The organism is Rhodococcus sp. PvR044 (assembly GCF_040548995.1).
In the GTDB taxonomy this organism is placed as follows: Bacteria; Actinomycetota; Actinomycetes; order Mycobacteriales; family Mycobacteriaceae; genus Rhodococcus_G; species Rhodococcus_G oryzae.
Window position 1 is genome coordinate 38307 of record NZ_JBEPSX010000009.1, and the last position, 18866, is coordinate 57172.

Here is an 18866-nt window from a genome sequence, read left to right on the forward strand (position 1 = left end):
CGGAACGCGTTCCCGCTAGAACGCGGGCCACGGGATCGGCCGGTGGTCCCCGGGCAGCGGCATCACCGGGTCCGCCAGCATGCCCTCGGTCCGAGCCACCAGCGCGTCGACCTCGTCGCGGGTGATGTGCTGGCGCAGTCGGTCGGCCAGCGGGCCCCGCAGGCGCTCGGCGAGGGCCTCGACGTCGACGAGCAGTGCGCCGGTTACCGGCTGACCGGCCCAACCCCACAACACGGTGCGCAGCTTGTCCTCGCTGTGCAGGCAGATGCCGTGGTCGACGCCGTACACCGAACCGTCGATCCCCTCCAGCGCATGACCGCCCTTGCGGTCCGCGTTGTTGAGCAGGACGTCGAGCACGGCCATCCGCTGCAGACGGGGGTCGTCGGCGTGCACCAGCGCCACCTGCTCGCCGTCGCCGTCGTACGCGAGGAGCACCTCGAACCAACCGGCAGGCACCTGATCCGGCGGGCAGATGTCGACCAGCGCCATCCGCTCACCCAACTCGCCGGTCGGTTCCGGGGTCTCCACCCAGCGCTGCACCATGCCGGGGCCGTACGGCCCGTCCCGCAGGATCGTCTCCGGGATCACGCCCCAGCCGAGCGCCTCGGAGATCAGGTAGGACGCGACCTCGCGGCCGGCGAGGGTGCCGTCGGGAAAGTCCCACAGCGGCCGCTCACCGCGGATCGGCTTGTAGACGCAGCGGACGCTCTGCCCGTTCGTCGTGGCCTCACAGACCAGTGTGGCGTTGCTGGCGCTGACGATCCGACCCAGCACTGACAGTTCGCCGGTGTGCAGCAACTCGGACTCCTCGTCCAGGACGTGGTCGGCGGTCAACGGCTATTCCTCTTCGGGTAGTTCGTCGATGCGCTCGAAGTTCGCGCCGCGGCGGTAGCCGTTGGTGCGGATGCAGACATGCCCCTCCGGGGCCAGCGGCTCGCCGCACAGCGGGCACGGCGCGCGCCCTGCCGCGATCACCCGCACGGACCGCAGCGCGAACGCCCTGGCCTGCTCGGGTGTCAGGAAGACCCGGACGGCGTCCGGCCCGTCCTCGGCGTCGTCGAGGACCACGGACTCGTCGAACTCCGACTCGCTGACCGCCAGCAACTCGACGACCACAGAACCGGCATCCGCATCCCAGCCGAGGCCCATCGTGCCCACCCGGAACTCGGCATCGATCGGCGTCATCAACGGGCTGAGGTCCTCGAGCTCGACGTCCTGCGGCGGCACGGCCGTGCCGAACCGGCGGTGGACCTCGTCGAGCAGCAGCCCCATCCGGTCGGCCAGCACCTGCACCTGCTGCTTCTCCAGCAACACGCTGATCACGCGGGACTCGTGGATCGCCTGGAGATAGAAGGCGCGGTCACCTGGCTCGCCGACGGTTCCGGCGATGAATCGATCAGGGGTGCGGAAAACGTGTATTGCTCGGGACATCAGCACCTCCGTCTGGTCGAGTGGTCGTTATCTGTGATTATCCGCCTACCCCTACCTTCCCACCTCGCCGCCGGGAACGGCATCCGACGATCCGACACCGGCGGGCTTGGCGGGCGCGCTGCCGTTGAGTCCAGACAGGTCGCCGGTGTCGTTCATCCGCAGCACGAACGGTCGGGTCGCGGTGTAACGCACCACGCTGACCGAGGCCGGGTCGGCGACTATCCGCTGGAACCCGTCCAGATGGGTGCCGAGCGCATCGGCGAGCACCGACTTGATGACGTCGCCGTGCGTGCAGGCCAGCCAGAGCACGTCCCCGCCGTGTTCCTCGGCGAGCCTGGCATCGTGCGCCCGGATCGCGGCGACCGCCCTGGCCTGCACCTGCGCCAGGCCCTCGCCGTCGGGGAAAACCGCGGCGGATGGGTGCTGCTGCACCACCTTCCACAGCGGCTCCTCCAACAGGTCCTTGATCGCCTGTCCGGTCCACGTGCCGTAGTCCACCTCGATCAACCGCTCGTCGGCGATCGGGTCCAGGTCCCGGTCCCGCGCCAGCGGCTCGACGGTCCGTTCGCAGCGCAGCAGCGGGGAGCGAACGATCGCCGCGAGCGGCACGCCCGTGAGCCGATCCACCACCGCGCGGGACTGCTCCCGGCCGCGATCGTCGAGATCGACGCCAGGTGACCGGCCGGCGAGCATGCCCGAGGTGTTGGACGTCGACCGTCCGTGCCGCAGCAGGATCACTGTCATGGGCCCAGCCTAGGTCGCGGAGATCACGCCCGTGCCCAGCAACCCGAACACCAGCAGACCCAGGATGATCCGGTAGCCCACGAACCAGTACATCGAGTGGTCGACCACGAACCGGAGCAACCACGCGATGGTGACGTACCCGATCACGAAGGCGATGAGGGTCGCGACGATCAGCTGGGCCCCGCTGGCGTTGAGTCCCTCGCCCGCGGGCGCGAATGCGTCGGGGAGGCTGAACAATCCGGCCGCGGTGACCGCGGGGATCGCCAACAGGAACGAGTAGCGAGCGGCGGCCTCACGGGTGAGACCGAGGAACAGGCCTGCGCTGATGGTGCCGCCGGAGCGTGACACGCCTGGGATCAGGGCCAACGCCTGAGCCGAGCCCATGATCACGCCGTCCTTGAGCGTGAGCTGTTCGATCGGCCTGCGCTTGCGCCCGTAGTACTCCGCTGCGGCGATCACCAGCGCGAAGACGATGAGCATGCTCGCGACCAGCCACAGGTTGCGAGCCCCGGTGCGGACCTCGTCCTTGAAGATGAACCCGAGGATGCCGACCGGGATGGTGCCGACGATGACGTACCAGCCCATCTTGTAGTCGTGATCGCCGCGCTTGTCCGGGTCGAACAGGCCACGGAACCAGGCCATCGCGATCCGCCAGATGTCCCTGGCGAAGTAGACGAGCACCGCGGCCTCGGTGCCGAGCTGCGTCACCGCCGTGAAGGAAGCGCCCGCATCGGTGTCCCAGAACAGTTCCGACACGATGCGAAGGTGGCCGGAGGAGGAGATGGGCAGGAACTCGGTCAGTCCCTGGACCACTCCGAGGACGATGGCCTGCAGCCACGTCATCGATTCCACGATCACAGGCCGACTCCCGGGGACACGTACACGCGGCAAAGAAGATTCACGGGAGCGACCGTACCCGGCGCGCCCTCTGCGCGCGCACCGCGCGGCACCACTACGCTCCCCTTCTTGTGGTGATCGAATTATGAGGCAGCGCGCGGTCGGCGACAGCGGACTCCGGGTGTCCCGCATCGGACTCGGCACGCTCGGCTGGGGTCGGGACACGGACGGCGTCGAGGCGGCGGCCCAGCTGATGGGTTTCGCGGAATCCGGTGGCACCCTGGTCGATTCGGCACCGTTCTACGGCGACGGCGTTTCGCAGCGCATCCTGGCGGAGCTGCTCGACGACGTGGTGCCGCGCAATCAGCTGGTGCTGAGCAGCAGCGCGGGCATCCACCCCGGCCGAGAACGCCTGAACTGCTCGCGACGCGCGCTGATCGGTCAGCTCGACGCGACCCTCAAGGAGCTGGGCACCGACCACCTCGACCTGTGGCAGGTTGCGACCTGGGACCCCTTCACCCCGGTCGAAGAGGTGGCCTCGGCCCTCGAGTTCGCGGTCGCGACCGGGCGGGCCCGGTACGTCGGGGCGCGCGGCCACCTGGGCTGGCAGCTGGCCACCGCGGCGGCGGGCACCAAGCTCATCGCCACCCAGGCCGAGTACTCGCTGCTCGCGCGCGGGGTGGAGGACGAACTGATCCCGGCCGCGGACCACCACGGCATCGGCCTGCTGGCCGCGGTCCCGCTTGCGGGCGGCGTGCTCACCGGCAAGTACCGCGACGGCATCCCCGCCGACTCCCGCGGCGCCACCGAGACCGGCGCGGACCTGGTCGTCGGGTACCTGAACGCCGACCACACCGCCCGGGTCGTCGAGGCCGTCGTCACGGCGGCCGACGGGCTCGGGGCCTCCCCGCTGGCCGTGGCGCTGGCGTGGGTGTGCGACCGGCCGGGGGTGGCGAGCGCGATCGTCGGTGCGAGGGACTACGCCCAGCACACCGGCGTACTGGCGGCCGAGGACCTGGAGCTGCCCGCGGCGATCGCCGCGGCCCTCGACGACGTCAGCGCCTGACCGCCCACTTCCCGCGCGCAGGTGCTCTTTGGTCGCTCCGCAGGCTGCCGCTCCGGTGCTCCCCGGTCGCTCCGCAAGCTGCGCTCCGGCGACCTACGCTGAAGGGGTGCCGCCCCCGTCGATACCGCAGGCCGAGCTCCACAGCCGGTTCGCCCGCGCACGGGTCGCGACGCTGGCCACGGTCGGGGCCGAGGGCCTGCCGCACCTGGTGCCGGTGGTCTTCGCGATGGCGGGCGGGCTGATCTACACGGCGGTCGACGACAAGCCCAAGTCGACACGACGGCTGCGGCGGCTCGACAACATCACCGCCACCGGGCGGGTCAGCCTGCTCGTCGACGAGTACGCCGAGGACTGGTCGCAACTCTGGTGGATCCGCGTCGACGGCGCGGCGCGCGTGCTCGACGACGACGCGCAGAGCCGGATCGGCATCGACGCGCTCGTACGGAAGTACGTGCAGTACACGGCGTCTCCGCCCGGGGGTCCGGTGGTCGCGATCGATCCGGACCGATGGGTCTCCTGGTCAGCCCTGGACACCCGATCTACTAGGGCAGGCTAACCTAGGATGAATTGCGCTTCCGAAGAGCTACAGGAGTAACGATGACAATGCTCGATTCCGGTGTAGACGCCGCGGATGATGCGACCGGATTGGCCGAGCGGATCAGGACGCAGACCGACGCTGCGCACCGCCAGACCGAGCAGTCGCGCTTCGTCGGAGATCTCCTCGCGGGCAAGCTGACCAGTGCCGGATATGCGGCCCTGCTCGGCCAGACCTACCTGGTCTACCTCGCGCTCGAGGAGGCGGGCCGCGCCCAGGCATCGAACCCGATCGTGGCGGAGTTCCTCGGCGACGAGCTCCTGCGCACCGAGGCACTCGAGGCCGACCTGGAGTTCCTGCTCGGCGCGAACTGGCGAGACGAGATCACCCCGTTGCCTGCCACCACCCGGTACGTCGACCGGCTCCACGAGATCGCGTTCGACTGGCCCGCCGGCTTCGTCGCGCACCACTACATCCGCTACATGGGCGATCTCTCCGGCGGACAGATCATCCGCCGGATGCTCGAGCGCGCCTACGGCTACACCACCGACGGCCTGCGGTTCTACATCTTCGACCAGATCGAGAAGCCCAAGCTCTACAAGGACGCCTACCGGGGCAAGCTCGACGCCGCGCCGCTGTCCGCGGACGAGCAGCAGCGTCTGATCGACGAGGTGATCCTGGCCTACCGTCTCAACGGAGATCTGTTCGCGGACCTCGAGGCCGAGATCGAGAGCTACCTCGTCAAATGAGCCGACTGCTCGGCGCTCGGGGCGTGCGATTGCTGGCCATCGCGCTGGCCGCCGCGGCGATGACGACCGCCTGCGCGACCGGCGGCGACGCGCCGACCGGCGCGCAGACCGGCCGGACAACGGCCACCCTCGAGAGCCTCGACCCCGAGCCGATCGCGGAGCACCCGGTCTCGACCCTGCCGGTGACCGTCCGGAGCGCGGACGGCGTCGACGTGACGATCACCGACACCAGCCGGATCGTCGCCGCGGATCAGTACGGCACCCTCACCGAGACGGTCTACGCGCTCGGTTTCGGTGACCGTCTGGTCGGCCGGGACATCGCGGCGAAGTTCCCCGCCGTGGAGTCGGTCCCGAACGTCACCCCGAGCGGCCGACAGCTGTCCGCCGAGGCCATCCTGAACCTGCACCCCACCGTGGTGCTCACCGATTCCAGCATCGGGCCGAGGGCCGTCCAGGACCAGTTGCGCGCGGCGGGCATCCCCGTCGTGTACTTCGACCCCAGCCGCTCGCTGGCGAGCGTGCCGGACCAGATCCAGGCCGTCGCCGACGCGCTCGGGGTTCCCGCCGAGGGCACCGCGCTGCGCGACCGGACCGCCGCCGAGATCGCCGAGGCCTCCGCCCTCGTTCCGTCGAACGCCGACCCGCTGACCATCGCATTCCTGTACATGCGCGGCCCCGCGATCACGATGCTGGCCGGCCCCGGGTCGGGTGCGGACTCGCTGATCGAGGGACTCGGAGCCACCGACGCGGGGACCGCGGCCGGGCTCACCAAGGACTTCACGTCGATCACCAGCGAGGCGATGATCGCGGCGGGGCCGGACGTGTTCCTGATGATGACCGGCGGCCTCGAATCCATCGGAGGCGTCGAGGGCCTGACCGCGATCCCGGGCATCGCGCAGACCCCCGCCGGCAGTAACCAGCGGATCGTGGACATGCAGGACGGCGCCCTGCTCAGCTTCGGGCCGCGCACCGGCGCCGTCCTGAAAGCACTGGCGACGGCCGTGTACGGCCCGCCCGCCCAGTGACCGCGACGACGGCCGCCCCCGCCGCCGCGCCGCCGCGCAGGCGGCTCCGCGGCGGGGCGGTCCTGGCTGCGCTGAGCATCGCGCTCCTCGTGCTCGCACTGGTCTCCGCCTGCGTTGGGCAGGTGCCGACCGCGCCGATGGAGGTGATCGGCAGCGTCCTGCACCGCATCGGTCTCGACCTCGGCCCCATGCCCGCGCACCCGAGCGGCGAGGTCACCCTCTGGCAGGTCCGGTTCCCGCGGGTCGCGCTTGCGATCGTGGTCGGCGCCGCGCTCGCCTGTGCGGGCGCGCTCCTGCAAGGCGTGTTCGCGAACCCGCTCGCCGAGCCCGGCGTCATCGGTGTCTCAGCAGGCGCCGCGGTGGGGGCCAGCGCCGTGATCGTCACCGGCGGCGCATTCGTCGCCGGTCCCCCCGTTGCGGCGGCCGCCTTCATCGCGGGGCTCATCACCACGGCCCTGGTGTACCTGCTGGCGCGGTCCGAGGGCCGCACCGAGGTGGTGACCCTGGTCCTGACCGGCATCGCGATCAACGCGTTCGCGGGCGGCCTGATCGCCTACTTCACGTTCGCCGCTTCCCCCGCGGCCCGCGATCAGATCGTGTTCTGGCAGCTCGGCAGCCTCAACGGCGCCACATGGAACTCGGTGGCCATCGTCGCGCCGATGGCGGCCGTCGGCATCGCGGTGACCATGACGATGGCGACCAAACTGGATCTGCTGGCCCTCGGCGAGAGCGCCGCCGCGCATCTCGGCGTGAACGTCGAACGGGTGCGCCAGCTCGCGGTCGTGGTCGTCGCGCTGCTGGTCGCCTCGTCGGTGGCGTTCACCGGCATCATCCTGTTCGTCGGCCTGGTGGTGCCGCACCTGATGCGGATGATCGTCGGGCCGGGCCACCGCCTGCTGATCCCGGCCAGCGCGCTGGGCGGCGCGATCCTGCTGCTCGCCGCGGATCTCGGGGCCCGCACCCTGGTGCCCAACGCCGACCTGCCGCTCGGCATGCTGACCTCGTTGGTCGGCGGCCCGTTCTTCTTCTGGCTGCTGCGCCGGACCCGTCGCCAGCAGGGTGGGTGGGCCTGATGGCGACGCTGGCAGCGCAGCTGCGCACCCTGTTCGCGCGCGAGCTCGAGGTCCCGGAGCGCCGAGAGCCGGGCGCGGTGAGCATGCGCGCGGTGGACGTGAGCGTGGACCGCGGGCAGCGCCGGGTACTGGAATCCGTCTCGCTCGACGTGCGCGTCGGCGAGGTGCTCGCCCTCGTCGGACCGAACGGCGCAGGCAAGTCGACGCTGCTGGCGGCGATGGCGGGCGATCAGGACATCGCCGCGGGCCACGTCGAGCTCGACGGCAGGCCGCTTGACCGCTGGACCGGCACCGACATGGCCCAGCGGCGCGCGGTACTCCCGCAGCAGCACACCGTCGGGTTCTCGTTCACCTCCCTCGAGGTGGTCCGGATGGGCCGGGCGCCGTGGGTACGCACCGCCTGCCGGGACGAGGATGCGGACGCGGTGCGTGAGGCCATGGAGGCATGCGACGTCGCCAGGTTCGCGGAACGGCCGTTCGCCGCACTCTCGGGCGGCGAACGCTCGCGCGTGGCCCTGGCCCGGGTGTTCGCCCAGCGCACGGAGACGCTGCTGCTGGACGAGCCCACCGCGGCGCTCGACCTCGGCCACCAGGAGGCGGTGATGTCCCTGGTGCGTGAGCGCGCGCGGGCGGGCACCGCGGTCGTGGTGGTGCTTCACGACCTCGCGCTGGCCGCGGCCTATGCGGACACCGTCGCCGTCCTGGAGGCCGGCGCGCTCGCCGCGTACGGCAGCCCGCGCGAGGTGCTCACCGAGAACCTGCTCAGCCGGGTGTACGGCCACCCCGTCGAGGTGATCGCGCATCCGCGCTCGGGCGCCCAGTTGGTCCTGCCGCAGCGGGACTGAGCCGAGTGTGCAGCTGCCGGCGCATCGGCCGAGTGCGGGCGACGGCAGCTGCACACTCGGCAGGGCTCAGCGGCGGTCGAGTATCGAGCTGAGTCGACCCAGCAGCGCCCGGAGGGTGGTACCGGTTGCGGTTCCTGGGTTGACCGGTTCCGCCGCGGCGACGGCATCGCGCACCGCGGCGGCGATACTGCGCTCGTCGGTCAGGTCGACGGTGATCATCGAGCGCTCGGCAGTCGCGACCACGTCCGACTTGTCGGGGACGGTGGACTCGAGGTCCGCGCGATACACCTCGACGAAGAGGGTGCTGCGGCGGACGCGGAACGCGAAGGCCTGGCCACCCGCGTTCGTGCCGAACCCGTGTGCGTAGGGACCGACGCTCAGGTCCTCCAACGCGAACCCGGTGGTCTTGCCTGAGTCCACGCCGTCCCCTCCCTGCCGCGGTCCACGAAAACTGCCGGACGCCAGTCCAGGTCCGTTCACGGTAGTCCCGATCCGGCCCGCAGGCCCGAGTCGGATTATTCGGACGAGACGCGATCAGGGATGCTAGGTGACGGACACGGTGAACACCGGGCAAACGGGTCGGCGGCGGGCACGCCGCGGCCTCGGCCCGCGACGCCGAAACGCGACTGAGGAGACGTACATGCGGGTACCGGCGGGACGCACCACCACGGTCTTGGCGGGGGCGCTGTTATTGCTGGTGACCGGCTGTTCCTCGAAGGACGAGGGCGAGAATCTCAAGACCATCGAGCCGGCCACCGCGGCGGTCTCCCCCGCGACGGTCGCGCCGCCGGCCGGCACTGTGCGACCGCTCCCCGGCGCCGTCGAGACGGCGGCATTCGACCCGAAGACCGGGACCGTGGCCTTGCTCACACCCGATGCGGACCGTCTCCTGCTGCTGCCCGCCGCCGATCCCGCGGCGGCCCCGCGTGAGGTCCAATTGCCCGGCGGCGTGGCGAATCTCGGCGCGGCACGCGACGGCGTGTTGCTGGTGCCCGCAGGCCGCGCCGTGGTCCGGGTGGACCTGGCCTCGGGGCAGACGACCACCGTCGAGGTCGACGGCGACGTCAGCTCCGCCGCCCTCCTCGAGTCCGGCGCGACGGCGGTCGGCACCTCCGACGGCTCGGTCCTCGTCCTCGACTCGGCAGGAAAGGAAACCGAGCGGATCTCGGGGCTCGCGTCGGTCGACGCGCTCGGCGTCACCGGCGAGCAACTGACCGCCCTCGATCGCAGGCAGACCTCCGTCACCGAGATCGACATCCCGGACAAGCACCTCGGCCGCGCCCTGCGCGCAGGCGAGGGTGCCACCAACCTCACCACCGACCACTTCGGCCGGGTCCTGGTCACCGACACCCGCGGCGGCGAGCTGATCGCCCTGACCACCGATCCGCTGATGATGCGGCAGCGCTTCCCGGTCCCGAACTCCCCGTACGGCATCGCCTACGACGACACCGCCAACCTGGTCTGGGTCACGCTGACCGGCAGCAACGAGGTGATCGGCTACGACCTCTCGACCGGCATCCCGGTCGAGAAGCGTCGCTTCCCCACCGTCCGCCAGCCCAACGCGGTGGCGGTCGACCCCGGCACCGGCACGCTCTTCGTCGGCTCGGCGATCGGCGACGGACTGCAGTCGATCGACACCAAGGCGCAGTCATGACGGTGGTCACCGCCCACGCTCGCACGACCGGAATCTAGGGAGATTCGTTGTACAGCCTGCTGCTTCGCCTGATGTTCCGCCTCCAGCCGGAACGAATTCACCACATCGCGTTCCGCGCCATGCGGCTGGTCACCGCCGTAGGGCTGGTTCGCGCACTGGTCGCCAAGGTGCTCACCGTCTCCGATCCGGTGCTGCGCACCCGCGTGTTCGGGGTGGACTTCCCGGCTCCGCTCGGCCTGGCCGCCGGATTCGACAAGGATGCGACCGGCGTGAATGCCTGGGGCCCACTCGGGTTCGGCTTCGCGGAGGTCGGCACCGTCACCGCCCAGGCACAGCCGGGCAACCCGGCGCCGCGCCTGTTCCGGCTGCCGGCCGACCGCGCGCTGATCAACCGGATGGGCTTCAACAACCACGGCGCGGGCCACGCGGCGAACCAGCTGCGCCAGCGGCATAACGGGGTGCCGATCGGCGCGAACATCGGCAAGACCAAGGTCGTGCCCGCGGCCGAGGCCGACGCCGACTACACGGCCAGCGCCCGTCTGCTGGGCCCGCTCGCCGATTTCATCGTCGTCAACGTCAGCTCCCCCAACACGCCGGGTCTGCGCGACCTGCAGGCCGTCGACTCGCTGCGTCCGCTGCTGAGCGCGGTGCAGGCCGCCGTGGACGTACCGGTACTGGTGAAGATCGCGCCGGACCTGTCCGACGAGGACGTCGACGCGGTCGCGGACCTCGCGGTCGAGCTCGGCCTGGCAGGCATCGTGGCCACCAACACGACGATCAGCAGGAGCGGCCTGCGCACCCCGGAGTCCGACGTCGCCGCGATCGGCGCGGGCGGCCTGTCCGGCCCTCCCGTCGCGGACCGGTCGCTGGAGGTCCTGCGCCGCCTGTACCTGCGGGTCGGGGACCGGCTGGCGCTGATCTCCGTCGGCGGCATCGAGACCGCCGACCAGGCCTGGGAGCGGATCCTGGCCGGCGCCAGCCTGGTTCAGGGCTACACGGGGTTCATCTACGGGGGCCCGTTCTGGATGCGCCGGATCCACAAGGGCCTGGCACAGCGGGTCCGGGCGGCCGGGTACTCCTCGCTGTCCGAGGCGGTCGGCGCCGAGCACCGCGCCTGAGCGCTCGTACGATGGCATGATGCGTCACGCGCCCGTCATCGCCGGTTTGCTGTTGAGCTGGCTGCTCGGTGCGGTCGTCGTGCGACTCGGCCTGGACTGGGCTGACACCTATCCGTACAGCGAGGCGTCCGAGCGGCGCTATCTCGGCGTCGCGGCCGCCGCGCTGCTGGTGGCGATCGGTGGTTCGGTCACGACGGTGCTCGTCGCTCGCCGTCGGCAGCGCCGAGACTGAACGGACCTATCGACCCCAGCCGTTGCCGTTGAACGGGATGATCTTGGTCCGGGACCCATCGGGATGCCGCGGCGCCACCGACGAGTACCTGCTGGCCGCCCTGTCGCGGAGCAGGTTCCCGGGGCGAAGCAAATCCAGACCCGCCCTGACCCATCGGAACCGAGGACGGCCTTGGGACTGCGCTGGCCGGGGTTCCGGCTCGACCGGTTCCTGCCTGACGTAGTGGCTCATGTACGGATTCTAGGCGCGTGAGCCCCGTTCCCGGCCGTGGCTCTACAGGTCCACCTCGATCAGGGCGAGCTTCTTGATCAGGTCCGCGCTCACCGTCGCGACCCGCGGCTCGTCGATGATCTGGATGTGATCGCCACCGACGTGCAGGATCTCGAGGTTCTGCACCGCCTCGCCCCAGCCGCCGTCGGGCTGACGGGTCCGGAACGACGGCTCGAGGTCCATCAGGTCGTCCTGGTAGCTGTCGGTCAGGTACAGCACGACGTCCCCGTCGTAGGTCCCGAGATCCGCGGTCTGGATGGCGCGGTACTCGAGCCAGGAGTTGCGCTGATGTTCGATGATGCCGCCGGGGATCTTGGTGCCGCTCATCTTGAGGAGATCCATCAGGATCTGAATCTGCGCCTCGTCGCTCTCGGCCGCCGCCAGCTTGTCGTAGGGCAGCGGGTAGTCGAGGTTGTACGTCTTCTTCGCGAATGCCGCGTACCGCTGCCACCGCCTGCGGGTCTCCTCCGGTGTGTCCTCGACCTTTTCGCCGGGCATGACCGTGTCGATGAGACCGACGATGCGAACGTCCGCTCCCTCCTCGCGGAGCCGTTGGGCGACTGCGTAGGCCAGTGCACCGCCGAACGACCAGCCGTAGAGCACGTACGGCCCGTCACCCTGGATGTCGCGGACCAATGGGAGATACGCGGCGGCTCGCTCGTCGAGCGAGCCCGCGGCGCGCTCGAGACCGTACATCGGGGTGCCCGCCGGTAGCCGCTTGAGCAGCGGCTCGTACGCGACCGTCGAGCCGCCTGCCGGGTGGAACACGAACACCGGCACCGCGGTGGACCCCTCGGGCCTGGCACGCAGGGTGCGGACCAGCCCGTCGATCTTCATGCCGTCCTCCAGGTGCTCGCGCACCTTCTCCGCGAGCTGCTCGATGGTCTCCGAGTCGAGGATGTCGTCGAAGGTCACCTCGCCACCCGCACGTTCGGTCAGGCGCGCGGCCAGCCGCTCCGCGGTGTCGTCGTCGAGCACCGGCAGGGTGTTGAAGATGCCCTTCGCCGACTTCCCGGTGACGACGGCCCAGCTCGCGAACGTCAGCCGCTCGGCGGCATCACGCGGGGGCACATCGACGTCGGACGGCGCGGCCTGCAACGCCTGCGCGGTGATCTCGGACTCGGCGGGGAGTGCCGCGGGCGCCTGCTCCGACTCCTTCTCCTTCCGCTGCTGCTCGGCGAGCGCCTCCACCTCTTCGCGGTTCTCGATCGCGTAGCGCAGGTACTTCTCCACCTCGCGCAGGCTTGCATCGCGGACCGCCTGCAGCTGCAGCTGCGGGATGTCGAACTCGTACTCGACGCGGTTCTTGATCCGCACCGCCATCAGCGAGTCCAACCCCAGCTCGATCAGCGGGATCTCGGCGGGCAGATCCTCGGGCGCGTAGCCCATGGACTCCGCGACGATCAGCCCCAGCCGCTCCTCCAGACTCTGGCCACTGCCGGAATCCCACCTGCCACCGAAGGATTCGACGACCTCGGGCAGCTCCTCCATCGGCGAAGTGGACCGCTCCACCGGCACGATTGCAACCGGCTCGGGCAGGGCCACACCGGACGAGACGACCGCCTCGAACAGGAGCGTGAAACCGCCCGCACCCGCCTGGCGGAAGACCTGCACCGAAGCCCCGCCGAGATGCGGCACCAGGGTCAGCGTGAGGCGCCCGTCCGACGGCAGCTGGCCGTGCGTGACGGTGGCGCCAAGGACCGCGTCCGGCAACACATGTGCGCCCGCCGCCGTGACGAGCGCGCCGAAGTCAGTGGCCGACGACGCCCGAACCTCCCACGCGTGCCTGCCGTCCGGCAGCGGAACATACGCACCCAGGGTGCAGCTGGTTTCGCTCGACATGTGAAGCTCCCCTCCTCGCGACGCTCGCCGGTATTGCGGCACAGCGCCCAGATTTCATACGTGCGACACGCGGGTCCCGCCGCCCCGATCCCCCGGCATCCAGCCCCAAACGGGAACGATCATGACACGTCAGGAGGCCTCGAACTGCTCTATCGCGCAATGGTGCTCGTTCGTTGCGGATGCCTGCGGCTCGGTGTGGCTATGGTGGGTCCGGTGACTGTGACGACCGAGTTCAGAACCGAACGGCGTTCTCTCAGCGGGTGGGGTAGGCGCGCAGCGACACCAGCCGACGTGCTGTCGACCCCCGATCTGGAGGCCATCGCCAAGGCGGTGAGCCAAGCCGGACCGAGGGGGGGTCATCGCCCGCGGCCTCGGCCGTAGCTACGGCGATCCCGCACAGAACGCGGGCGGACTGGTCATCGACATGACCGCCCTCGACCAGATCCACAGCATCGATCCCGATTCCGGCATCGTCGACCTCGATGCCGGGGTCAGCCTCGATGCGCTGATGCGTGCCGTTCTCCCGCACGGCCTGTGGGTTCCCGTGCTGCCCGGCACCAGGCAGGTCACGGTGGGCGGAGCCATCGGCGCCGACATCCACGGCAAGAACCACCACTCTCACGGCAGTTTCGGCAACCACGTCGAGTCTCTCGACCTGCTGACCGCCGACGGGAACATCCGCACCATCTCGCCTACAAGCGACAAGAAGGCCCTGTTCTGGGCCACCGTCGGCGGAATGGGGCTGACCGGCATCGTTGTCCGCGCGCGCGTGCGGATGAAGCACACCGAAACGGCCTATTTCATCGCCGATCACGACCGCACCGCCAACCTCGACGAGACGATGGAACTGCTGACCGGCGGCTCTGACGAGGGCTACGACTACTCGATGTCGGTGCCCGACACCATCTCCACCGGGCCGAAGCTCGGCCGAGCCGGGTTCACCCGTGGATCGCTGGCGACCATTGACCAACTACCGCCGAAGCTGCGCCGGGACCCCTTGCGGTTCAACGCTCCTCAGCTGCTGACCGTCCCGGACATCTTCCCGAGTGGCCTGGTCAACCGCCTCACGACGCGGGTCGCCGCGGAGGCCGCCCACCGGATGTACCCGAAGCACGGCCGGGGCACCGTCCAGAATCTGACGCAGTTCTACCACCCGCTCGACCTGCTCGGAGAGTGGAACCGCGCCTACGGCCCCCAGGGGTTCATGCAGTACCAGTTCTCCATCCCGTTCGGCGCGGAGCAGCAACTCGCCGACATCGTGCGCACGATCGCCGAGTCCGGGCATCGATCGTTCCTCAACGTGTTCAAGAGGATGGGCGACAGTAATCCCGCACCGCTCTCGTGGCCGCATCCGGGTTTCATGCTGAGCCTCGACTTCCCGATTCGCTCCGGGCTCGGGCGATTCTGCGACGAGCTCGACGAACAGGTGCTGGCCGCAGGCGGCCGCCTCTACTTCGCCAAGGACTCCCGCACGACTCCCGACCGCATCGCCCGGATGTACCCGCGGCTCGACGAATGGCGAAAGGTCCGCGACGGGGTGGACCCAGACCGGGTCTTCGCCTCCGACCTGGCCCGACGGCTTCGACTGGTGTCGGGCTAGCTGGATCGCGGCACCACGCCGAGGATCCGGCCGGTGCGGTCGAGGGTGGTGTCGACGCTGGCCTGATCTGCATCCACTCGGGTCTCGATGCCCGGCATGAGCTTCCGCAGTATCGGCTCCCAATCCTTGTGGCGGGCTGGGAAGCAGGTGGCGAGAAGCTCGACCATCACCGACGGGGCGATCGACGCACCGGGTGATGCGCCGAGCAGTCCGGCGATGGTCCCGTCGGCCCCGGTGACCAGTTCGGTCCCGAAGGTCAGTACACCGATCTTGCGTGGGTCCGGCTTGATCAGCTGGGCACGTTGGCCGGCCTGCACCAGCTCCCAATCGGCGGGGTCGGCGCCGGGATAGAAACGCCTCAGCTGCGCGAACTTTCGTTTTGGTGACGCCAGCAACTCACCGATCAGATAGCGGACGAGCGGCAGGTTCTTGGCCCCGACGGCGAGCAATGGCGCCAGGTTGTGCAGCCGAACGGTGGTGAACAGGTCGGTGAGGCGGCCCTGCTTGAGAAGTCGGGTGCTGAAGGTGGCGTAGGGGCCGAACATCAGGGACGGACCGCCGTCGACGACGCGTTTGTCGAGGTGGGGTACCGACATCGGCGGCGCGCCGACGGACGCTTGGCTGTATATCTTCGCATCGTGCCGTGCGACGACATCTGGGTTGCCGGTGCGCAGGAACTGCGCACCGAGGGGAAACACCGCGTAGCCGCGGACCTCCGGGATCTTCGCCTTCTGTAGGAGCTTGAGGGCGTACCCGCCGGCACCGACAAAGACGAAACGGGACCTGATCCGAAAGCGGTCCCCGCGGCTACGGTCCCTACCCGTCACGGTCCACCGGCCGTCGGCTCCCCTGGAGAGCCCCGTGACCTCGTGGTGCATCCTCACCTGTGCACCGCGTGCGGTCATGGAGCGGATCAGGGTGCGGGTCAGCTCGCCGAAGTCGATGTCGGTGCCGGCCTCGTAACGTGTCGCGGCGATCGGCCCGGTATTGGCGCGCCCCTCCATCAACAGCGGTGCCCATTGGCGGATCAGGTCGGGATCCTCGGTGAACTGCATCGCCGCGAACAGCGGCGAACGCTGCAGGGTGGCGAATCGTTGCCGCAGGTAGCGGATGTCGCGGTCGCCGAAGACGACGTCCATGTGCGGCGTCGGATTGATGAACGACGAGGCGGCAGGCAGGTCACCACTCTCGACGAGCGCGGCCAAGAACTGGCGCGAGAGGTGGAACTGCCGGCCGATGTCCTCGGCCTTCGCGGGGTCCTCGGGATCGGGCATGTAGTTGAGCTCGCACAGCCCGGCATGGCCGGTACCGGCGTTGTTCCACGGACCCGAACTCTCGCCCGCGAGCTCGCCTAGACGCTCGAGCACGACTATCGACCACTCGGGCTGCAACCTGGCGAGCAACGCACCCAGCGTTGCGGACATGATGCCCCCGCCGATGAGAACGACGTCGACCACCTCGGGGTCGATACTCGTTCCCGCGCTTGCCGTTTCACTGTGGTCCATGGGATCGCACTCCTGGTCGCCGGTGGTATCCCTCAGGGTGCGCCTGCGCCACTCATCCGTCCAATGAGGAGATGATGGACTTACAATCCGAATATGGATCGATTCCTGTCGGACGAGGTCGCGGCCGCGATTCCGCTGTTCGCAGCATTCGACACCGCTGCCCGCGAAGGCCACATCACCCGCGCAGCCGATGTCCTCGGGGTGCCACAGTCGTCGCTGAGTCGCCGCCTCAAGTCCCTCGAACAAACGCTGGGAGTGCCCCTCTTCCAACAGGTCGGACGAGGCGTCTCCCTCACCACCGCCGGACGCGAACTCCACGAACGAACCCGGGACCTGGTGTGGGCACTCGACGACGCCGTGAGCGCGGTAAAGGGCAACGCCGATCCAGACAGCGGACTCGTGCGCTTTGGATTCCCTCTCACCCTCGGTCCGGTGAGCATCCCCTCACTGCTCGCCGGTTTCCACCGGGTGGCACCGAGAATCCGACTACATCTCGTGCAGGCGCACGGCGAAGCGCTGTCGGAGATGGTGCGCGACGGCCGGCTCGACCTCGCCGTGATCATCCCACCACCCGACGATCTGCCAGTGACGGTCTTGGGACGCCAACGCATCCTGCTCCACGTCGCACGTACCCACCCGCTGGCCGGACGCAGCCAGGTAGAACTCGCGGAACTCGTCGAAGAGCACTTCATCGCCAGCCCGCCGACTTACCACCTCCGGCAACGCCTGGACTCGTGGTGCGCCCGAGCAGGGTTCACGCCACACGTTGCGTTCGAGATCAGCGAGTTCGAGACAATTCGAGTCCTCGTCGGACACGGACTCGGCATTGCCCTGCTACCCGCCGCGGAGACATCCCACCCCGACCTCGTGGGCATCACCCTGTCGGGGGTGGGTGACCGGACCATCGGGCTCGTCACGGGCAACCAACGACCGTCCGCCGCGGTGACGCGATTACACGATCACGTCACCGGCCACGCGGGTGAGTTCATCACGAACGCCACGAGGTGACTCCGCCACGCGAAAACGCGCTGAGCAGTCGCCGTAACGCTCCTGCAGCCAACGGCGACGGAACCAGCAGGACCGTTCGCCACGTCAACGGAGGAGCACTCATGCGAAAGAGGCAGACCAGGCGCACCGCAACGATTCTCGGACTGCTGGCGGCACCCGTCGCCCTCGGGGCCACGCTCGGCACCGCAACCGCGAGCGCGCAGCCGTGGGAGTTCGGACCGCTCTACCGGTCGGAGTTCTCCGGCGAGTCGGCCCAATACCTGTGCAGCAAGGCCGCGCTTCTCGAGCAGACGTCGCGCGCCATCGTCATCGTCCCGTGCACGCAGGATCCCGCGACGGGCAACTGGTACCGCGTCGTGTTCAACCCCCTCGGCCACGGCAGCTGACCGGCGCACGTCACCGCCGCGACAGATCGGGCCAGGGCGGACGGCGAAGGACCGCCAGGGTGGCGATGACCGCCGACGCGAGACCGACGGACAGGGCCATCAGCGCTATCCGGGTCTCGTCGACGGCGGGCCTCCAGGAGACCTCTCCGCCGTGGATGACGAACACGCCGACGGGCACCGCGGCGACGTCGTGGGGGCCGAAGCGGCGGCCGCCGACCCGGGCGACGGTGATGATCGTGGCGCCCTTGGCGGTCTCGTACGGCTCCCCGTAGACACGCATCTCCACGCTCGCTCCCCCGTTCCCTCGTCGGTGCGCGGGCCCTCGACCGGTCGGTCCGAGGGCCCCGCGCGCCGGTCGGTTCGCTACTGCTCGTATGTCCCGGTCAGCGTCGCGCGCGCGATCGCGTGACTGTAGAGGTTGAATCCCAGACGGGCCGGGCTGACAGACGCGTCCACATCCAGCTTCTCCGCCCCGACCGCGTGCACCGCGACGATGTACCGGTGCGGGCCGTGCCCGGCCGGCGGCGCGGCACCGAGATACCCGTACAGGCCGCCGTCGTTGAGCAGCTGCACCGCACCCTCGGGCAGGCCGGACCCGTCCGAGGTACCGGCACCGGACGCCAGCGACGTCACCGTCACCGGGATGTTCGCCACGGCCCAGTGCCAGAAGCCGGAGGCGGTGGGGGCGTCCGGATCGAACACCGTCACCGCGAAGCTCTTCGTCTCCGCGGGGAAATCTGACCACGACAGCTGCGGCGAGATGTCCTGGCCACCGGCCCCGAAGATCCCGCTCACCTGAGCGTTGGCCAGAACCTGGCCGTCCTCGATGTCCGTCGAGGTCAGCGTGAAGGACGGGAGCTCGGGAAGCGCGTCGTAGGGATTGTGCGAGGAAGCCATGGTGAGACCTTTCAGCGGGTGAGGGGCGGAACCGGAGCGATCACTCGAT

Annotated in this window: 19 protein-coding genes and 2 pseudogenes; 12 read left to right on the forward strand and 9 right to left on the reverse strand. The window is 69.7% G+C overall.

What is annotated here, in order from left to right:
- Window positions 1-15: 15 nt before the first annotated feature.
- The 4 genes from ABIC28_RS19840 to ABIC28_RS19855 are packed head-to-tail and all read right to left on the reverse strand — an operon-like array spanning window position 16 to window position 3030.
- Window positions 16-834: an SCO1664 family protein gene (locus ABIC28_RS19840; protein ID WP_097209791.1), complete on the reverse strand. Its 819-nt coding sequence runs from the start codon at window positions 832-834 to the stop codon at window positions 16-18.
- 3 nt (window positions 835-837) lie between these two features.
- Entirely contained in the window at window positions 838-1431 is a 594-nt protein-coding gene (locus ABIC28_RS19845; RefSeq protein ID WP_077043673.1) for a DUF3090 domain-containing protein, read from the reverse strand.
- 51 nt (window positions 1432-1482) lie between these two features.
- On the reverse strand, window positions 1483-2175 hold the full coding sequence (locus ABIC28_RS19850; RefSeq protein WP_097209792.1) for a histidine phosphatase family protein: 693 nt from the start codon (window positions 2173-2175) through the stop codon (window positions 1483-1485).
- A gap of 9 nt (window positions 2176-2184) precedes the next feature.
- Window positions 2185-3030, reverse strand: coding sequence for an undecaprenyl-diphosphate phosphatase (locus tag ABIC28_RS19855; protein WP_354580640.1), 846 nt, complete (start codon window positions 3028-3030; stop codon window positions 2185-2187).
- 127 nt (window positions 3031-3157) lie between these two features.
- Here ABIC28_RS19855 and ABIC28_RS19860 point away from each other — a divergent pair, with 127 nt between their 5' ends.
- The 6 genes from ABIC28_RS19860 (at window position 3158) to ABIC28_RS19885 (ending at window position 8305) form a co-directional block, all read left to right on the forward strand.
- Window positions 3158-4078, forward strand: coding sequence for an aldo/keto reductase (locus ABIC28_RS19860; RefSeq protein WP_077041615.1), 921 nt, complete (start codon window positions 3158-3160; stop codon window positions 4076-4078).
- 106 nt (window positions 4079-4184) lie between these two features.
- Window positions 4185-4634, forward strand: coding sequence for a TIGR03668 family PPOX class F420-dependent oxidoreductase (locus ABIC28_RS19865; RefSeq protein ID WP_269590099.1), 450 nt, complete (start codon window positions 4185-4187; stop codon window positions 4632-4634).
- A 41-nt stretch (window positions 4635-4675) separates the two neighbouring features.
- Entirely contained in the window at window positions 4676-5362 is a 687-nt protein-coding gene (locus ABIC28_RS19870) for a biliverdin-producing heme oxygenase (protein WP_077041613.1), read from the forward strand.
- Between the two features lie 59 nt (window positions 5363-5421).
- Entirely contained in the window at window positions 5422-6387 is a 966-nt protein-coding gene (locus ABIC28_RS19875; RefSeq protein WP_354580642.1) for a heme/hemin ABC transporter substrate-binding protein, read from the forward strand.
- Entirely contained in the window at window positions 6384-7460 is a 1077-nt protein-coding gene (locus ABIC28_RS19880) for a FecCD family ABC transporter permease (protein WP_097209794.1), read from the forward strand. The genes ABIC28_RS19875 and ABIC28_RS19880 overlap by 4 nt, the downstream gene beginning before the upstream one ends.
- Entirely contained in the window at window positions 7460-8305 is an 846-nt protein-coding gene (locus ABIC28_RS19885; RefSeq protein WP_097209970.1) for a heme ABC transporter ATP-binding protein, read from the forward strand. The genes ABIC28_RS19880 and ABIC28_RS19885 overlap by 1 nt, the downstream gene beginning before the upstream one ends.
- Before the next feature lie 66 nt (window positions 8306-8371).
- On the opposite strand, the gene ABIC28_RS19890 is transcribed toward ABIC28_RS19885, so the two are convergent.
- The gene (locus tag ABIC28_RS19890) at window positions 8372-8725 is read right to left on the reverse strand and encodes a hypothetical protein (RefSeq protein ID WP_097209795.1); all 354 of its coding nucleotides are present in this window, start codon (window positions 8723-8725) and stop codon (window positions 8372-8374) included.
- A gap of 220 nt (window positions 8726-8945) precedes the next feature.
- On the opposite strand from ABIC28_RS19890, the gene ABIC28_RS19895 reads away from it, so the two are divergent.
- From ABIC28_RS19895 to ABIC28_RS19905, 3 genes are read left to right on the forward strand one after another with little or no spacing between them, the layout of a single operon-like run.
- On the forward strand, window positions 8946-9959 hold the full coding sequence (locus ABIC28_RS19895) for a YncE family protein (RefSeq protein ID WP_354580477.1): 1014 nt from the start codon (window positions 8946-8948) through the stop codon (window positions 9957-9959).
- Window positions 9960-10006: 47 nt separating this feature from the next.
- A complete protein-coding gene (locus tag ABIC28_RS19900) occupies window positions 10007-11077 on the forward strand; it encodes a quinone-dependent dihydroorotate dehydrogenase (RefSeq protein ID WP_354580479.1) in 1071 nt (356 codons plus the stop codon).
- Window positions 11078-11096: 19 nt separating this feature from the next.
- A complete protein-coding gene (locus tag ABIC28_RS19905; protein ID WP_143548363.1) occupies window positions 11097-11309 on the forward strand; it encodes a hypothetical protein in 213 nt (70 codons plus the stop codon).
- Window positions 11310-11582: 273 nt separating this feature from the next.
- Here ABIC28_RS19905 and ABIC28_RS19910 read toward each other — a convergent pair.
- Window positions 11583-13418: pseudogene (locus ABIC28_RS19910) on the reverse strand (thioesterase domain-containing protein); the annotation flags it as partial.
- A 204-nt stretch (window positions 13419-13622) separates the two neighbouring features.
- Here ABIC28_RS19910 and dprE1 point away from each other — a divergent pair.
- Window positions 13623-15021: pseudogene (gene dprE1, locus ABIC28_RS19915) on the forward strand (decaprenylphosphoryl-beta-D-ribose oxidase).
- Here dprE1 and mqo read toward each other — a convergent pair.
- Entirely contained in the window at window positions 15018-16526 is a 1509-nt protein-coding gene (mqo, locus tag ABIC28_RS19920) for a malate dehydrogenase (quinone) (RefSeq protein ID WP_354580481.1), read from the reverse strand. The pseudogene dprE1 and the gene mqo sit on opposite strands and share 4 nt — an antisense overlap.
- Window positions 16527-16619: 93 nt before the next feature.
- On the opposite strand from mqo, the gene ABIC28_RS19925 reads away from it, so the two are divergent.
- The gene (locus ABIC28_RS19925) at window positions 16620-17534 is read left to right on the forward strand and encodes a LysR family transcriptional regulator (RefSeq protein WP_097209802.1); all 915 of its coding nucleotides are present in this window, start codon (window positions 16620-16622) and stop codon (window positions 17532-17534) included.
- A 101-nt stretch (window positions 17535-17635) separates the two neighbouring features.
- The gene (locus ABIC28_RS19930) at window positions 17636-17920 is read left to right on the forward strand and encodes a hypothetical protein (RefSeq protein ID WP_097209803.1); all 285 of its coding nucleotides are present in this window, start codon (window positions 17636-17638) and stop codon (window positions 17918-17920) included.
- A gap of 10 nt (window positions 17921-17930) precedes the next feature.
- Here ABIC28_RS19930 and ABIC28_RS19935 read toward each other — a convergent pair whose 3' ends face one another.
- A complete protein-coding gene (locus ABIC28_RS19935; protein WP_097209971.1) occupies window positions 17931-18200 on the reverse strand; it encodes a hypothetical protein in 270 nt (89 codons plus the stop codon).
- Window positions 18201-18283: 83 nt separating this feature from the next.
- Entirely contained in the window at window positions 18284-18817 is a 534-nt protein-coding gene (locus ABIC28_RS19940; RefSeq protein WP_097209804.1) for a YbhB/YbcL family Raf kinase inhibitor-like protein, read from the reverse strand.
- Between the last annotated feature and the right edge of the window lie 49 nt (window positions 18818-18866).

Coding starts and splice junctions, on each gene's coding strand:
- ABIC28_RS19870 (WP_077041613.1), top strand. CDS start 4,676: ATGACAATGCTCGATTCCGGTGTAGACGCCGCGGATGATGCGACCGGA.
- ABIC28_RS19905 (WP_143548363.1), top strand. CDS start 11,097: ATGCGTCACGCGCCCGTCATCGCCGGTTTGCTGTTGAGCTGGCTGCTC.
- ABIC28_RS19930 (WP_097209803.1), top strand. CDS start 17,636: ATGCGAAAGAGGCAGACCAGGCGCACCGCAACGATTCTCGGACTGCTG.
- mqo (WP_354580481.1), bottom strand. CDS start 16,526: ATGGACCACAGTGAAACGGCAAGCGCGGGAACGAGTATCGACCCCGAG.
- ABIC28_RS19940 (WP_097209804.1), bottom strand. CDS start 18,817: ATGGCTTCCTCGCACAATCCCTACGACGCGCTTCCCGAGCTCCCGTCC.
- ABIC28_RS19895 (WP_354580477.1), top strand. CDS start 8,946: ATGCGGGTACCGGCGGGACGCACCACCACGGTCTTGGCGGGGGCGCTG.
- ABIC28_RS19875 (WP_354580642.1), top strand. CDS start 5,422: ATGACGACCGCCTGCGCGACCGGCGGCGACGCGCCGACCGGCGCGCAG.
- ABIC28_RS19925 (WP_097209802.1), top strand. CDS start 16,620: ATGGATCGATTCCTGTCGGACGAGGTCGCGGCCGCGATTCCGCTGTTC.
- ABIC28_RS19885 (WP_097209970.1), top strand. CDS start 7,460: ATGGCGACGCTGGCAGCGCAGCTGCGCACCCTGTTCGCGCGCGAGCTC.
- ABIC28_RS19845 (WP_077043673.1), bottom strand. CDS start 1,431: ATGTCCCGAGCAATACACGTTTTCCGCACCCCTGATCGATTCATCGCC.
- ABIC28_RS19935 (WP_097209971.1), bottom strand. CDS start 18,200: ATGCGTGTCTACGGGGAGCCGTACGAGACCGCCAAGGGCGCCACGATC.
- ABIC28_RS19850 (WP_097209792.1), bottom strand. CDS start 2,175: ATGACAGTGATCCTGCTGCGGCACGGACGGTCGACGTCCAACACCTCG.
- ABIC28_RS19860 (WP_077041615.1), top strand. CDS start 3,158: ATGAGGCAGCGCGCGGTCGGCGACAGCGGACTCCGGGTGTCCCGCATC.